General features: G+C 70.2%; 16 protein-coding genes. 6 read left to right on the top strand and 10 right to left on the bottom strand.

The window, feature by feature from the left end:
* Positions 1 to 43: 43 nt before the first annotated feature.
* On the top strand, positions 44 to 1,768 hold the full coding sequence (menD, locus tag ACX80U_RS02290; RefSeq protein WP_459267260.1) for a 2-succinyl-5-enolpyruvyl-6-hydroxy-3-cyclohexene-1-carboxylic-acid synthase: 1,725 nt from the start codon (positions 44 to 46) through the stop codon (positions 1,766 to 1,768).
* Here the strand turns inward: menD and ACX80U_RS02285 are convergent, their stop codons facing one another.
* From ACX80U_RS02285 to ACX80U_RS02270, 4 genes are all read right to left on the bottom strand, one after another.
* On the bottom strand, positions 1,769 to 2,545 hold the full coding sequence (locus ACX80U_RS02285) for an amino acid ABC transporter ATP-binding protein (protein WP_133081094.1): 777 nt from the start codon (positions 2,543 to 2,545) through the stop codon (positions 1,769 to 1,771). It lies immediately after the preceding gene.
* 5 nt (positions 2,546 to 2,550) lie between these two features.
* Positions 2,551 to 3,336, bottom strand: coding sequence for an amino acid ABC transporter permease (locus tag ACX80U_RS02280; RefSeq protein ID WP_133081093.1), 786 nt, complete (start codon positions 3,334 to 3,336; stop codon positions 2,551 to 2,553).
* Positions 3,337 to 3,418: 82 nt separating this feature from the next.
* Positions 3,419 to 4,192, bottom strand: coding sequence for a transporter substrate-binding domain-containing protein (locus tag ACX80U_RS02275; protein ID WP_459267259.1), 774 nt, complete (start codon positions 4,190 to 4,192; stop codon positions 3,419 to 3,421).
* 138 nt (positions 4,193 to 4,330) lie between these two features.
* Entirely contained in the window at positions 4,331 to 5,671 is a 1,341-nt protein-coding gene (locus tag ACX80U_RS02270; RefSeq protein WP_133081091.1) for an isochorismate synthase, read from the bottom strand.
* A gap of 133 nt (positions 5,672 to 5,804) precedes the next feature.
* Between ACX80U_RS02270 and ACX80U_RS02265 the strand changes: the two genes are divergently transcribed.
* The 4 genes from ACX80U_RS02265 (at position 5,805) to ACX80U_RS02250 (ending at position 10,030) form a co-directional block, all read left to right on the top strand.
* Positions 5,805 to 6,566, top strand: coding sequence for a demethylmenaquinone methyltransferase (locus tag ACX80U_RS02265; RefSeq protein ID WP_133081090.1), 762 nt, complete (start codon positions 5,805 to 5,807; stop codon positions 6,564 to 6,566).
* Positions 6,567 to 7,883, top strand: a complete 1,317-nt coding sequence (locus ACX80U_RS02260) for a geranylgeranyl reductase family protein (protein ID WP_459267258.1) — start codon at positions 6,567 to 6,569, stop codon at positions 7,881 to 7,883.
* Positions 7,884 to 7,892: 9 nt separating this feature from the next.
* Positions 7,893 to 8,987: a polyprenyl synthetase family protein gene (locus ACX80U_RS02255; protein WP_133081088.1), complete on the top strand. Its 1,095-nt coding sequence runs from the start codon at positions 7,893 to 7,895 to the stop codon at positions 8,985 to 8,987.
* A 218-nt stretch (positions 8,988 to 9,205) separates the two neighbouring features.
* The gene (locus tag ACX80U_RS02250) at positions 9,206 to 10,030 is read left to right on the top strand and encodes a DUF559 domain-containing protein (protein ID WP_459267257.1); all 825 of its coding nucleotides are present in this window, start codon (positions 9,206 to 9,208) and stop codon (positions 10,028 to 10,030) included.
* Positions 10,031 to 10,172: 142 nt separating this feature from the next.
* Here ACX80U_RS02250 and ACX80U_RS02245 read toward each other — a convergent pair whose 3' ends face one another.
* The 3 genes from ACX80U_RS02245 to ACX80U_RS02235 all read right to left on the bottom strand — a co-directional run bounded on the left by ACX80U_RS02245 (position 10,173) and on the right by ACX80U_RS02235 (position 11,772).
* A complete protein-coding gene (locus ACX80U_RS02245; protein ID WP_133081086.1) occupies positions 10,173 to 10,649 on the bottom strand; it encodes an HIT domain-containing protein in 477 nt (158 codons plus the stop codon).
* Positions 10,649 to 11,074, bottom strand: a complete 426-nt coding sequence (locus tag ACX80U_RS02240; RefSeq protein ID WP_459267256.1) for a hypothetical protein — start codon at positions 11,072 to 11,074, stop codon at positions 10,649 to 10,651. The genes ACX80U_RS02245 and ACX80U_RS02240 overlap by 1 nt, the downstream gene beginning before the upstream one ends.
* A 62-nt stretch (positions 11,075 to 11,136) precedes the next feature.
* Positions 11,137 to 11,772: a trimeric intracellular cation channel family protein gene (locus ACX80U_RS02235; protein ID WP_208739110.1), complete on the bottom strand. Its 636-nt coding sequence runs from the start codon at positions 11,770 to 11,772 to the stop codon at positions 11,137 to 11,139.
* A gap of 129 nt (positions 11,773 to 11,901) precedes the next feature.
* On the opposite strand from ACX80U_RS02235, the gene ACX80U_RS02230 reads away from it, so the two are divergent.
* The gene (locus tag ACX80U_RS02230) at positions 11,902 to 12,870 is read left to right on the top strand and encodes an alpha/beta hydrolase (protein ID WP_459267255.1); all 969 of its coding nucleotides are present in this window, start codon (positions 11,902 to 11,904) and stop codon (positions 12,868 to 12,870) included.
* 181 nt (positions 12,871 to 13,051) lie between these two features.
* Here ACX80U_RS02230 and ACX80U_RS02225 read toward each other — a convergent pair whose 3' ends face one another.
* From ACX80U_RS02225 to ACX80U_RS02215, 3 genes are read right to left on the bottom strand one after another with little or no spacing between them, the layout of a single operon-like run.
* Positions 13,052 to 13,513 (bottom strand): ATP-binding protein, encoded by a 462-nt coding sequence (locus ACX80U_RS02225; protein WP_208739108.1) that lies wholly within the window; start codon positions 13,511 to 13,513, stop codon positions 13,052 to 13,054.
* Positions 13,506 to 13,838, bottom strand: coding sequence for an STAS domain-containing protein (locus ACX80U_RS02220; RefSeq protein WP_133081081.1), 333 nt, complete (start codon positions 13,836 to 13,838; stop codon positions 13,506 to 13,508). The genes ACX80U_RS02225 and ACX80U_RS02220 overlap by 8 nt, the downstream gene beginning before the upstream one ends.
* A 57-nt stretch (positions 13,839 to 13,895) precedes the next feature.
* Positions 13,896 to 14,996 carry a SpoIIE family protein phosphatase gene (locus ACX80U_RS02215; protein ID WP_133081080.1) on the bottom strand — a complete coding sequence of 367 codons (1,101 nt, stop codon included), beginning with the start codon at positions 14,994 to 14,996 and terminating at the stop codon, positions 13,896 to 13,898.
* Between the last annotated feature and the right edge of the window lie 36 nt (positions 14,997 to 15,032).

Raw genomic sequence — 15,032 nt, 5'->3', positions numbered from 1 at the left:
GGGGGAGGGATCCGGTGCGTGCCGGGGATGGAAGGATGGATGCGTGACTGATCCAGCTGCATCCCCTCCGGTCCCTCTCGATTCCGCCGCATCCGCTGCCCGGGCCGTCCAGGCCCTCGTCGCCGGAGGCGTCGCCGACGTCGTCGTCGCTCCCGGTTCCCGCAGCGCGCCCCTCGCCTACGCTCTCGCGGAGGCGGGAGCCGCCGGCCTGGTCCGGCTGCACGTCCGCATCGACGAGCGGTCGGCGGCCTTCACCGCGCTGGGCCTCGCACTCGGCGGGCAGCGCCCCGCGGCCGTGGTGACGACGTCGGGTACGGCGGTGGGGGAGCTGCTGCCGGCCGTGATGGAGGCGAACCACGCGGCGGTGCCCCTCGTGGTGGTCTCGGCCGACCGGCCCGGCGAGCTGCGCGGGACCGGTGCCAACCAGACCACGGTGCAGCCGGGCCTGTTCGGCGTGCACGTCCGGGCGGGCCTCGACGTCCCCGCCGGCGAGGACCCGTCCGTCCTGGTCCGGGAGGCTCTCGCTGTCGCCACCGGCGGGCCCGCGCACGGCGTGCCCACGCAGCCGCCGGGACCGGTGCACCTCAATCTGGCCTACCGTGATCCGCTGGTACCGGACGGCGCCGGCCGTCCCGTCGAGCCGGCGGTCCCCGAGGACTGGCCTGCCGTGATCAGCGACGCACCCGCCGCGTCCGCGTCGGACGCACCGGATCCGTCCGCGGCATCGACGCCTGCCGCCGGGAGCACCACGGTCGTCGTGGCGGGACACGGCGCGGGAGAACTGGCCGCGGTATTCGCTGCCCATCTGGACCTGCCGCTGCTGGCGGAACCGTCGTCGAACGCCCGCTTCGGCAGCAGCGCGATCGCCCCGTACCGCCTCCTGCTCGAACATCTCGGCCCGGCCATCACACGCGTGGTGACCTTCGGCCGCCCCACCCTGTCCCGTCCGGTGACCGCGCTGCTGGCACGGCCCGACGTCGAGCACGCCCTGTACCTGCCCGCGCCCGTCTCCTGGTTCGAGGAGGGCCGACGCACCGAGCGCATCATCGACAACCTCCCGGAGCTGCTGGAGTTCGCGGGCCGCGGCGACGACGGCTGGCTGCGCTCGTGGCGCGAGGCGGGGGCGACGGCCGAGGCCGGGATCCAGTCGCTGCTCGCCGACGAACCCCGCATCACGGGCCTGCACCTCGCCGACGCGGTGTGGGAGCACACGGACGGGAACCTCGTGCTCGGCTCCTCCAACCCCATCCGCGACATGGACCTCGTCGCCGCCACCGACTGGCACCCGCTCGAGGTCTTCGCCAACCGCGGGCTGGCGGGGATCGACGGCACCGTCTCGACCGCCACCGGGGTGGCGCTCGCCGCCGGCATCCCCACGCGCGTGCTCATGGGCGATCTGACGTTCCTGCACGACGTCGGCGGACTCCTCCTCGGCGACGGTGAACCGCAACCGGACCTGCACATCGTGGTCCTCAACGACGGCGGCGGGGGGATCTTCGGCCTGCTCGAGCACGGTGCGGAATCGACGACAGCCCGCTACGGTGCCGCCGTCGAACGGCTGTTCGGCACCCCGCACACCGTGGACCTCGCAGCGATCGCTGCCGCCTACGGACTACGGTACGAGCGCGCGACGACGCTCGACGAGCTGGATACGGCGATGGAGCGGCCCATCCGGGGCCGCTCCATTCTCGAGGTCCGGACCGAGCGGGCGACGCTCCGGGACCTCCATGCGCGCATCCGCCATGTGGTGGCGGACGGTTTCCTCTAGCTACAGCACCTTCGAGAGGAACAGCTTCGTCCGCTCGTGCTGCGGGTTCCCGAGGACGTCCTCGGGCTTGCCCTGCTCGACGACGACCCCGCCGTCCATGAACACCACGCGGTCGCCGACCTCCCGGGCGAAGCCCATCTCGTGCGTGACCACCATCATGGTCATGCCCTCCTTGGCGAGCTGCTTCATGACCTCGAGCACGTCGCCGACGAGCTCGGGGTCGAGCGCGCTGGTCGGCTCGTCGAACAGCATCATGTCCGGGTCCATGGAGAGCGCGCGTGCAATCGCGACACGCTGCTGCTGGCCGCCCGAGAGCTGCGAGGGGAAGGCGTCCGCCTTCTCCGCGAGACCCACCTTGGCGAGGTTCCTGCGGGCGATCTCCGTGGCCTCGGTCTTGCCCCGCTTCTTCGCCCGCTGCTGCGCGAGGGTCAGGTTCTTCAGGACGGTGAGGTGCGGGAACAGGTTGAACTGCTGGAACACCATGCCGATGCGCGTCCGCACGTCGTCCAGGTCCGTCTCGCTGTCCGTGATGTCCACGCCCTCCACCATGACGGTGCCGCTGGTGGGCTCCTCGAGGCGGTTGACGCAGCGCAGCAGCGTGGACTTGCCGGAGCCCGAGGGCCCGATCACGCAGACCACCTCGCCCTGGTCCACGTGGAAGTCGATGCCCTTGAGCACCTCGTTGCTGCCGAAGGTCTTGCAGAGTGCCCGGACCTCGATCGCGGGGACGGCTGCGGCCGATCCGCGGGATGCGGCACCCGATGCTGGCTGGCTCACCGGAATCACCGGCCTCTCTTGTTGTGTCGTTCGAGCTTCGCGACCAGCTGGGTCAGCGGCAGCGTGATGACGAGGTACATCAGTGCGGCCACCACGAGCGGCGTCGCGTTCGCCTGGCTGGTGAGGGCGTCACGCGAGAACGTGGTGAGTTCGCGGTCGCCGATGGCCATGCCCGCGATGAACAGCAGCGACGTGTCCTTGATGAGGATCACGAGTTCGTTGGTCAGCGGGGGAGTGATGATGCGGAAGGCCTGCGGGAGGACGACGGTCACCATGGTCCACGCGGAGTTCATGCCGAGCGAGCGTGCCGCCTCGACCTGCCCCTTGGGCACCGCCTCGATGCCCGCTCGGATGGTCTCCGCGATGTAGGCGGAGGAGACGATGATGAGGGCGATCAGGCCCGCGCCCGCATTGCCGCCCGGAGGGCGCCACTGCAGGGCGATCGGGACGGCATAGGCGAAGCCGAAGATCACGAGCAGGGCCGGGAGGCCACGGAAGAGCTCGATGTAGGCGGTCGCGAGCCAGCGGTAGGGCAGGACGGGCGAGAGCTTCATGAGCGCCAGGAGCAGGCCGAGCAGCATCCCGCCGACGAAGGCGATCACCGTGTAGACGACCGTGTTCTTCGCCGCGATCGTGACGATCTCGGGGAACGTGTCCCGGGCGACCTCGACGTTGAGGAAGTTGGTCTGGATCCTGCTCCAGTCGGCCGAGAGGACGACGAACAGGACGGCGGCGGCGAAGACCGCGTAGAGGACGCCTCGCGTGAGGCGCCGGCGTGTCGATCGTTTCACGCGGGGTATTACCTTCCGTCGGGAGGTGGCGCCCGAGCGGCGCCGGAGTCTGCACTGCCGGCGCCGCTCGGGTAGGGGTGTCCTACTCCGCGAAGTAGGAGTCGTAGATTTCCTGGTACCGGCCGTTGTCGCGCAGGGCCGTCAGCTGCTCGTTGACGGCTGCGACGAGTTCCTCGCTGCCCTCCTTCGACATGATGAAGCCGTACTGCTCGTCGGTGGGCAGTTCCTCGGCGATGGTGAAGGCGCCTTCCTCCGTGTGCCCGAGGTTGACCGGGAGGTCCTGCAGGAGCGCGTCGACGTTGCCCGCCTGGATCGCGGCGTACATCTCGGCGTCGGACGGGAACTGGACGAGTTCGGCCTCGGGTGCCTTCTCGGCGGCGTAGGTCGCACCCGTGGTGCCCTGCTGGACGCCGACCTGCTTGCCGGCGAGGTCCTCGATCGAGGCGATGTCCGAGCCCTCGGGGACGAGGATCGACTGCAGGGAGTCGTAGTACGGGTCCGAGAACGCGAGGTTCGCCTTGCGCTCCTCCGTGATGGTGACGGCGCTCGCGCCGATGTCGCACTGGCCCGCCGCGAGGACGGCCCCGCTCTGCAGTCCGTCGAAGCCGACGTCCTGCACGGCGAGCTCCAGGTCCATGCCCGAGGCGATCTCCTTCATGAGGTCCATGTCGAAGCCGGTGTACTCGCCGTTCTCCTCGAACTCGAAGGGCGGGTAGGGGATGTCCGAGCAGACGGTCAGCGAGCCTTCGGCGACGAGATTCAGGCCACTGTCCTCTCCGGAGCCGGACGCGGCGTCGTCGGAACCTCCGCCACACGCGCTGAGCGCGAGGGCGCCGGCGGCCAGGGCGGCCAGCATTGCGGATTTCTTGGAAAGCATGGGTACCTCACTTGAACGGACGGGATGGAGCGGAAAAGGTCCTGCTGATTCTAACGAGCAAAGAGAGATGTGCATCACAGGCTACAGGTATTGCTTATTGGTAACCAAGGGCCGGACTCAGCGGGCCAGCCCGAGCGCCTGGATCATGGGCCGGAACTTGCTCCAGGTCTCCGCCAGTTCCGCCTCGGGCTGCGAGCCCTCGACGATGCCGCAGCCGGCGTACAGCCGTACGCGCGTGGGCGTCTCGACGACCGCGCCACGCAGGGCGATGCCCCACTCGCCATTGCCGCCGGCGTCGATCCAGCCCACCGGCCCGGCGTAGGGGCCGCGCTGCAGGTGCTCGAGTTCACGGATCAGGGCGCCCGCGACGGTGGTCGGGGTGCCGCAGACGGCGGCGGTCGGGTGGAGGGCCTGGACGAGGGCCAGCGACGTCGGGATCTCGCCGGCGGCGTCGGGGGCGAGCTGCGCCGTGACATCCGACGCGAGATGCCACACGTTCGGCAGCTGGAGGACGAACGGTTCGCTGTGCGACGTCATGGAACTCGTGAAGGGCTCGAGCGTCTCGGTGAGCGAGTCGATCGCGATCTGGTGCTCGTGGAGCTGCTTCTCGGACCCGGCCAGCACCCGCGTGGGGTAGTCGGGGTCGCCCTCGGGAGCGTTGGCGCGGTCGAGGGTGCCGGCGAGGACGCGGGCCCGGGCGGTGTTGTCCTCGACCTTGATGAGCATCTCCGGCGTCGAGCCGATCAGGCCGTCGACCGCGTAGGTCCAGCAGTCCTCGTACCGGACGGCGAGTTCGCGCAGCACCTGCGCGGTGGCGACGGGCGTCTCGAGGTCCGCGACGACGTCGCGCGCGAGGACGAGCTTGCTCAGTTCGCCGGACTGCACGTGCTTCACGCCCTCCGCGACAGCGAGCTTGTACTGCTCCTCGCTGAGGACGCCGGGGCCGAGCCTGTCACCGGGGCTGGGGGAGCGGTCGGCGTCGGGCTCGACGAGGTAGGCGGCGAGGGCGGCCTCGGCCGCCTCGGCAGTCAGGTCGGCCTCGGCGTCGTCGGTGATGAACGTCAGCCAGCTCCGGCCCTCGCTGCAGCCGACCACCACCTCGGGGACGATCAGGCGCGATTCGTGCGGCGAGGTCTTGGAGAAGGCGAAGGACCCGAACGCGATGAGGCCGGACCCGGGGACGCCGAGTTCGTTCACGACCTCCGCACCCGCGAGCTCGCGTCGCCACCACTCCTGGGCCTGCGTGAAGCGGTCAGGGCCCGTGACGGTGAACCTCGCGGTCTCGCCGTAGCCCACGAGCCCGCCACCTCGCCGGATCCAGGTGTGGGCGTCGTTCCGGACCACGTACTCGAGGAGGCCCGACTGGGGGTCCATGTCGGCGCGTCCCACCGTGATGCTGCGGAGCCCGCGGGACTGTCCGGGCGCAGGCGTCAGCGCGGTGAGGGACGGAGTGCTCATGATGCTCCAAGCGTACTCCGCGGTCCTGCGGCGTATCCGTGCGGCATCGTGAGCTTGGGCACGTGCGCCCCGACAGCGCCGCCATGGTCCGGTACCGATTAGGCGCCGGGTGTTTGTTTGAGACAATGAGCAGGTGAATCGTGCATCGCTGGAGAAGCGTCCTGACGAAGTAGCAGCCATGTTCGACGACGTGGCGCCCAAGTACGACGTCGTCAACGACGTCCTCTCGATGGGACAAACGCGCCGCTGGCGCCGGATCGTCGTGGATGCCGTGGGCGCCGAACCCGGTCAGCGCGTCCTCGACCTCGCCGCCGGTACCGGCACGTCCAGTGAACCGTACGCGGACGCCGGGATCGACGTCGTCGCCTGCGACTTCTCGCTCGGCATGCTGAAGGTCGGCAAGCGCCGGCGTCCGGACATCGACTTCGTCGCCGGCGACGCCACCGACCTGCCGTTCGCGGACAACTCCTTCGACGCGTCCACCATCTCCTTCGGGCTCCGCAACGTGAACGAGCCGAAGAAGGCCCTCGCGGAGATGCTGCGGGTCACGAAGCCGGGCGGCCGGCTGGTCATCGCCGAGTTCTCCTCGCCCACCGTCGCGCTGTGGCGCACCACCTACACCGAGTACCTGATGCGGGCGCTGCCGGCGATCGCGCGGAAGGTCAGCTCGAACCCCGACGCCTACGTCTACCTCGCGGAATCCATCCGCGCCTGGCCGAACCAGGACGAGCTCGCAGCCTGGATCGGCGAGAGCGGCTGGAACGACGTCGAATACCGCAACCTCAACGGCGGGATCGTCGCCGTCCACCGCGCCACCAAGGCGCCGGCGGCACCGGGCGAGGAACCGCTCCTGCCGGGGCAGGTCCGCCTGCGCCGGATCTCGGCGGCCGTCTAGGTGTCCGTCCTCATCGTCGGTGCCGGTCCGGCCGGTTCCACCGCGGCCTACTACCTCGCGAGCGCCGGGATCGAGGTCACGGTCCTCGAGAAGACCTGGTTCCCCCGCGAGAAGGTGTGCGGCGACGGCCTGACGCCCCGCGCCACACGGGAACTGCAGCTCCTCGGCCTGCCGCACGACGAGAGCGAGGGGTGGCGCCGCAACAAGGGCCTGCGCCTCATCGCGGGCAAGCGGACCGTCGAGGTGCCCTGGCCCGAGCTGAGCGACTTCCCCGACTACGGCCTGGTCCGCACGCGCCTCGGCTTCGACGAGGCCCTCGCGCAGCACGCCCGGTCCGCGGGCGCCACGATTCTCGAGGGCCATTCGGTGACCTCGGCGCAGCGCGACGAGGCCGGGCGCGTCACCGGGGTGACCGCCAACCTCCTGGACGCCGACGGACGCAAGACCGGCAAGACGCGCACCTTCACGGCCGACGTCGTCCTAGCGGCGGACGGCAACTCCACCCGCACCGCCGTCAGCCTCGGTCTGCAGAAGCGCGACGACCGGCCGCTCGGCGTCGCCGTGCGCACCTACTTCACCAGTCCCCGCACGAACGACGACTGGATGGAGGGCTGGCTCGAGCTGCCGGACGCCACCGGGAAGCCCCTGCCCGGGTACGGGTGGGTCTTCGGCGTCGGCGACGGGACCTCCAACGTGGGCCTCGGCATCCTCAACTCCTCCGCTGAGTTCGGGAAGCTCGACTACAAGCAGGTCCTCCGAGACTGGACCGCGGGCATGCCTGCCGAGTGGGGCTTCACACCCGAGAACCAGGTCGGGGAGATCCGCGGAGCCGCGCTGCCCATGGGCTTCAACCGGACGCCGCACTACAGCCCCGGGCTGCTGCTCCTCGGCGACGCCGGCGGCATGGTGTCACCCTTCAACGGCGAGGGGATCTCCTACGCGATGGAGTCGGCACGGTACGCCGCCGAGTTCATCGCGCGGGCGCAGGGCGTCGCCTCGCCGCTCGGACGGGACCAGGTCCTGTCCGGGTACGCGCCGTACGTGCGGGAGCAGTGGGGCAGCCACTTCACGCTCGGCCGCATCTTCGCGCAGCTCATCGGCAAGCCCGCCATCCTGTCCCTGGCCCTGCGGACCGGTATGCCCGTACCGGTGCTCATGCGGTTCGTGGTGCGCATGCTGGCGAACCTGACGGACGCCGGCGGTCGGGGCTTCGAGGATCGCGTCATCCACCTGCTCGAGTCGCTCGTGCCCCCCACCTCCAACCAGCCGTCCCTGACGGGCCACCTGCGTGCGCAAAGCGCCGCCCCACTTGGTTAGTCTTAGACCGTGACACAATCCTTCAACTCCGGGTGGACCAGCGTGGGTCTGAACAGCGCGCTGGATACCGCGGACATCCCGGACGACGCCGATGCCCTGCGTCTGCCTCCCGGCTTCGCCCTCATCGCCGAGGACCCGGAGCTGGGGCCGTCCGTCTCGTCCTGCCTCGCGGAGGTCGAGAAGCAGCTGCGCGGTGCGATCGCCAATTCCGATCCCCTCGCCGACGCCACCAGCCGCCACCTCGTCGAGGCCGGCGGGAAGCGCATCCGCCCCCTGCTCACCATCCTCGCCTCCCACCTCGGCAACCCGGCGCGCACGAAGGTGGTCCAGGCGGCCGTCGTCGTCGAGCTGACGCACCTCGCCACGCTGTACCACGACGACGTCATGGATTCCGCGCCGTACCGGCGTGGAGCGCCCACCGCCCACGAGGTGTGGGGCAACTCCGTCGCCATCCTGACCGGCGACCTCATCTTCGCCCGCGCCTCGATCCTGGTCTCAGAACTCGGCGGCGAGGCCCTCGGGATCCAGGCCCGTACCTTCGAGCGGCTCTGCCTCGGCCAGCTGCACGAGACCGTGGGACCGAGCGACGGCCAGGACGACCTCGAGCACTACCTCTCGGTCATCGCGGACAAGACCGGTTCCCTCGTGGCGGCCTCCGGGCAGCTCGGCGCCCTCTTCGCGGACACCCCGCCGGAGGTCGTGGACATCATGGTCTCCTACGGTGAGAAGGTGGGCGTCGCGTTCCAGCTCGCCGACGACGTCATCGACGTCACGGGCCTGAAGGTTAAGTCCGGCAAGGCCCCCGGCACCGACCTCCGCGAGGGCGTCCCCACCCTGCCCGTCATCCTGCTGCGCCGTGCCGCAGCCGCCGGCGACTCCTCGGCGGCCGACGTCGTCGCGCTCGTCGACAGCGACCTCTCCTCCGACGAGGCCCTCGCCGAGGCCGTCGCCGCCGTCCGCTCGCACCCGCAGACGCAGGAGGCCTGGGCCGTGGCCCAGCAGTGGGCCGACGACGCCGTCGCGGCCCTCGACCCGCTCCCGGACAGCGTCGTGAAGCAGGCCCTCGCGAGCTTCGCGCAGGCCGTCGTCAGCCGGGACGTCTAGCGCCGCCGTCGCGCCGTCGTTCCGTCGTTTCCGCGGCTTCATGCACGACTTTCCCGCGGGAGTGTCCCTGAGAGTCGGCGTGTCCCGAGACGACACGCGGTCGCCCTGGTGAAACGCGAGCACGACGCCGCATCCTCCCGTACCACCGCACCCCGCGGCCCGTCCACATAGCGGAGGGCCCACCGTCGATCACGGGCGGCAGCCTCTTGGGTTGGTCCATGACGATCGAGCAGATTCTCGCGGTATCGGGTGGCGTGGCCTCCACGGGTGCCCTGCTGGAGCGCGGAGTGGGGGAGCGGGCAATCGAACGCTCCATCGGCGACGGCAGGATTCTCCGCGTTCGACGGGGTGTCCTGGCCCTTCCCGACGCCCCGCCGGAGTTCATCCGGGCGGTGGGTGCGGGAGCACGGCTCACATGTGTCTCCGCCGCGGTCCACTACGGGCTGTGGCGCGTCCGGCCCGCGATCGGCGTGCACGTCAGCCGGCCGACCCGCTCAGCCGACGGCTGCATCAACCATCGGGTCGTCACCGTTCCTCCGCACTCCCGGCTGCCACTCGTCGGTCTCGCCGACGTGCTGGTGCATGTGCTGCAGTGCCGGCCTGCCGACGAGTCGGTCCCGATGGTCGAGTGCGCTCTCCGACGCGGTGACACCGTGGCGGCGTTCCTCGAGTCCCGGCTGACTGGAAGGCGCAACGGCAGGGCGCGCGCTGCCCTGGCGTCGGTGGACCTCACCGGCGAGTCCGCGATCGAGGTCGTGGCGCGACTCCTGCTACGCGGCGCCGGTCTCGAGGTTCGCTCGCAGGTCCGGATAGCGGGCGTGGGGCGGGTCGACTTCCTGGTCGAGGAGTGCCTCGTCGTGGAGATCGACGGAGCGGCGTTCCATTCGGACCGCCAGGCACTCCGGCGCGACCGCAGGAGGAACAACATGACAGTGATCGGCGGGTATGTCGTGCTGCGTTTCTGCTACGAGGACGTCATGTTCCAGCCGGACGATGTCCTCACGATGGTCTTCACGGCCCTCGGGCGCCGACCCGTCCGCTGATGTGGATGGCTGGGTGCGGCCTCGTGCACGGCTTTCGTGGGCGGATGACTTGGATAAGCGGCGTGTCGTCGTAGGACACGCTCTTGTTGCTCAGAAGCCGTGCACGAAGCCGCAGCAGGGCGTGAAGCGGAGCCGGCGGGCGCTATCTCGCCGGGAGGAAGGACCGCAGCTCGTCGGCCTTCCGCGCCCTGATCTCCGGGTCCACGATGGGCCGCTTCGGGGTGAAGTAGAAGCCGTCGTCGTGCCAGCGGGGCAGGACGTGCTGGTGGTAGTGCCACACGTGCTGGCTGCCGGCGGGCTCGTTGTGCTGCCGCGTCGAGACGCCGTCGGGCGCCCACGCCAGTTTGATGGCGATCGCGATGTCGCGGGTCAGCGTCATGATGCGGGCGGCGACGTCGTCGGGCAGTTCGTAGAGCAGCTCGACGTGCTCGCGTGGCGTGATGAGCACGTGCCCCGGGTTCGGCTCGAAGCCGTGCGATGCGATGAACGCGAGCACGAGGTCGTCGGAGTAGACGACGTCACCCGGTCGGCACAGGTTCCCCGGGTTGCTGAAGTCCCCCCGCGCGAGGTCGCAGAACGGGCACCGGTACCCGTCGGGGGCGTGGTGGGCGAACTCCATCAGTCCTCCCCGTCCTCCTCGAAGACCCACTCGAACAGGTCGAGGACGTACTCGGTGAACGTGCCCTCCTCGCTCTGCCACTCGCCGCGGGCGTTGTTGCGGCGCCAGACGATCGGATCGGGGACGTCCAGCTGGTCGGCCCTCATGCCCCAGGTGTACTGCTCGTCCTCGTCCTCGAGGAACAGGAGGAAGCCGTCCTCGATCTCGAGCTCGTCGGGGTCCCAGAAGAAGTGGAACGCCTCCATGATGTCCTCGGTGGCTCCTACGGCGCGGTAGAACTCGTGCAGGGCGAGGGGGAGTTCGAAGTCCTTGCCCGCGAGCATGTCGGCGAGCTCGTCCTCGGACAGACCGTCCTCCTCGACCCACTCGCCCTCGAAGTACTGAGGCACCAGGGCGCGGAATCGATCGGAAAAGAGCTCAGTCACAAGTACTCCAGGAGTGGTGGCGGGGGATTCCCCCATCCTAGCCGCCGCGTCCGGCGCCGGGGCTACCTGCGGATGCCGGAGGTACGTGCCGCGAGCGGCGCGTGCCAGCCGTAGCGCCAGGCGAGGACGCGCAGAGAGAACACGAGCGACGCCGCCAGCATGCCCGTGACGAGCGTGAAGGTGTCCGTCAGGTACAGCACGGTGACGACGACGGCGCCGAGCATCGCGGGCAGCGCGTAGATGTCCCGGGGGTCGAAGAGCTGCGGGATCTCGTTGGCGACGACGTCGCGCAGCAGGCCGCCGCCCACGGCCGTCGTGACGCCCAGGAGGACGGCGGAGACCGGGTTGAGGCCGACGTCGAGGGCCTTGATGGTGCCGGTGATGCAGAACAGGGCGAGGCCCGCGGCATCGAAGAGGACGAGGACGCGCTTGACCCGCTCCACGCCGGAGAACACGAAGTAGACGAGCACGGTGGCCAGCAGGGGAGGCACGAGGTAGGCGGGATTGTTGAACGCCGCCGGCGGGACGTCGATGATGAGGTCCCGTGCCACGCCGCCGCCCAGCGACGCGAGCGACGCGAGCAGGAGGGAGCCCACGAGGTCGAAGCCCTTCCGCGCGGCCAGCAGGCTGCCGGACACGGCGAAGAAGAACACGCCGAGGAGGTCGGCGGCGAGGGCGATGTGTGCTGCGGTATCCATCTCTTCCTTCGGCGGGCCGGAACGGCGTCGGGCGGATCGGTGGGACAAAGGACGCCAACCGGGGCATTCCGGCCCCGACCAGCATGACAGAGGCGGCGCGGTCCGCGGGGGCCGGACTAGGCTGGGGCCATGACGAGCGGATATGCGGCCGGCACGGACACCGTCGAACCGAGCGCGCACGACGGCTCGCGGGCCATGCGCGTCGCGTGCCGGCTGATCGGCCTGCTGCCCACCAAGAGGAACCTGACCGGGACGGACTGGGTCAACGGGAAGTACCCGGGCCGGACCTACCCGTCGGCGGCGGCCATCCCGTGGACGTTCAAGCAGACCCACACGATCCAGGAGAAGCGGATCGACGGCGTGCGCACGATCACCGTCCGGCCGCTCCTCGGCGCCACGCGGTCGCACATCATCTATACGCACGGCGGGATCTACCTGAACGAGTTCGGGCGGCCGCACTGGTGGATCATCGCCGAGCTGACCAAGCGTACGGGTGCTGCCGTGACCATCCCCCTCTACCGCCTGGCTCCGGAGAGCACCTACCGCGAGGCCTTCCCCTACCTGGTGTCCGTCTACCGGGAGGTCCTGCGGACAGCGGATCCGGAGGACGTCACGCTGATGGGGGACTCGGCCGGCGGCGGGCTCGCCATCGCCCAGCCGTGGGCCTTCCGCGACGCCGGGCTGCCTGCACCCGGGCGCGTCGCCGTGTTCGCGCCCTGGCTCGATGTCACGGGCACGAATCCCACGATCCCGAAGTACGAGGCCGTCGACCCGATGCTCTCGGTCGCGGGCCCCGTGCAGGCCGGCCTCTGGTGGGCCGGAGGCGACGACCCGAGGACGCCCCTGGTCAGCCCCGCTTGCGCACCCGACGACCTGCTGGCCGCGGTGCCGCCCACGCGGATCTATCAGGGCACCCGCGATGTGTGCATGGCGGACGCTACGGTGTTCCGGGACCGGGCCGTCGCAGCCGGCGCCGACGTCACCATGAGGATCTATCCGGGCGGGTTCCACGTCTTCCCGGCGGCACCGCGCCTGCCGGAGTCACGGGAGGTCTACGCGGACCTCGCGGCGTTCCTCGGCCGACCGCCACTGCCGTGACCCGTGACCGGCGGGCTCGGCCGGCCGACCGCTACTACCCTGACCGGTGGCCGCCGGCTTGTCTGGCCGTCACTGGCGTGACCCGTGCTCGGCGGGCGCAGCCGTGACCCGGAACCGGCGGGAAGCGTGACCCGGAGCGGCGAAATCCAGGACCGGAGCCGCGGACACCAGGACCGGAGGGTCAGTGCCCTTCGCCGGCGTCCCTGGACAGGACCCACACGTTCGAGTCGCCCTGCCGCTCGACCGTGACCGTCGTGACGAGTGCCCGGATCATCGAGAGACCGCGACCTGATTCGTCGTAGTCCTCCAGCAGCGCGTCGTCGGGGAGGGCGGTCAGGTCGGGCCCCTCGAGGTCGGGCACGGGGTCCAGGGGAGCTGCCCCGATCTCGCTGATGACGGCCCGCAGGTACCCGGAGGCCACCGTGAGCTCGACGCCGAGGAGGAGTTCGGAGCCCTGCGCAGCGACGCCGTGGCGGACGACGTTGCTCGCGGCCTCGATCACGGCGGTGCTGAAGGCCATCTGGTCCATGGCCGGCACGAACGCCGCGTCGTGCCACAGCTGGTCGAGCACACCGTGCAGGTCCTCGATCGCCTGTTCGACCGCGGGTTCCTCGAGGGTCCGCCGGGCGAGGATGTCAGTCATTCGGGAAGGCTTCGTCGGGCGTGCCGTGCGGTGTCAGGACCCGGTGCATGCTGGTGAGCTCGAGCACCATGGTGACCTGGGGCTGGACCGCGGCGATCCGCAGGTCGCCGCCGGACTGCCGGGCCAGCTTGAGGCAGCCGATGAGGGCGCCGAGCCCCGAGGAGTCCATGAAACTGGTCTCCGCGAGGTTCACCACGATGCGCTTGCCACCCGCGGCCACGACGTCGTTGATGACCTCGCGCAGCTTGGGGGCGGCCACCATGTTCAGACGGCCACTGGCTGCCACCTCGGTGTAGCGTCCCTTGTCCTGGGTGGTGAATTCCATCTGTGTGTCCTCTTCCTCTACCTGTCCGTGGGTGTGTGGTCGTGCGTGTGGTTCGCGTCAGTCCTGCGTGCGCCGGAGCACGACGACGGTGACGTCGTCGGCCACCTCGGGCACGTCGGCCATGTCGAGCAGGACGGCGCAGGCGGCCTCCGCGCTGGGCGCCGCCGTGATGACGCCGGCCACGGCCTCGGTGAACTGCTCGACCGTCTCGTAGATGTCGAGCAGGCCGTCGCTGACGATGGCCAGGGAGTCGCCGGGGCCGAGCTTCACCGTGTCCGCTGCCCAGACCTGGTCCGGCCATGCCCCCACCGGCGGTCCCGCCGACTTCAACCGGGTCACGCCACCGTCTGCCGTGACATGCAGTGCCAGTCCGTGGCCGGCATCCACATAGCCGACGACGCCGGTAGCGGCGTCGAGGCGCCCGTGGAAGAGCGTGACGAAGGAGTTCGTCTGCTCCAGGTCGGCCTCGGTGGCGCGCGCCGCCGTCGCGAACGCGGTCTCGATGCTCGGCTGGGGGGCCACCGACCGCATGATGGCGCGCACGGTCGCCGCGACGAGGGCGGCTCCCATGCCCTTGCCCATCGCGTCGGCGACCGTGAGGTGCAGCCCGTCCGGGGTGCCGTACCAGTCGTAGAAGTCGCCGCCCACGCTGCGGGACGGCCGGAAGCGTCCCGCCAGTTCGTAGTCGCGGACCCACAGGTTGTCGCGGGGGAGGAGGTTCTGCTGGACCTCGGCGGCGCGCTGGCGCTCATCGGCGTTGGCGACGTCGGCGGCTGCCTGCCGGCTCTGGCGGCGGAACAGCGAGTTGATGCGTGCCACGAGTTCGCGCGGGCTGAAGGGTTTGCTGATGTAGTCGTCGGCGCCGGTCTCGAGTCCGGTCAGGCGCTCGATCTCGTCCGTGCGCGCCGTGATCATGAGGATGTAGGCGTCGGAGAAGGTGCGGACCTCCCGGCAGATCTCCACGCCGTCGCCATCGGGCAGGTTCAGGTCGAGGGTGATCAGGTCCGCGCCGGCGCGCGCCTTCTCCAGCCCGTCGCTCGCCGTCCCGGCTTCCGTCACCTCGAAGCCCTCGCGCTTCAGGATCTGCACGAGCAGGCCCCGGATGTCGACGTCGTCCTCAACGACCAGTGCTCGGCGTTTCTCGGGGGCGACAGTCATGATCCTCATTAAACGCTACGCCGGGCGATGCTCGGC

The sequence above is a fragment of the Arthrobacter sp. TmT3-37 genome (assembly GCF_054510835.1).
This window is presented reverse-complemented; position numbering and strand designations above follow the sequence as displayed.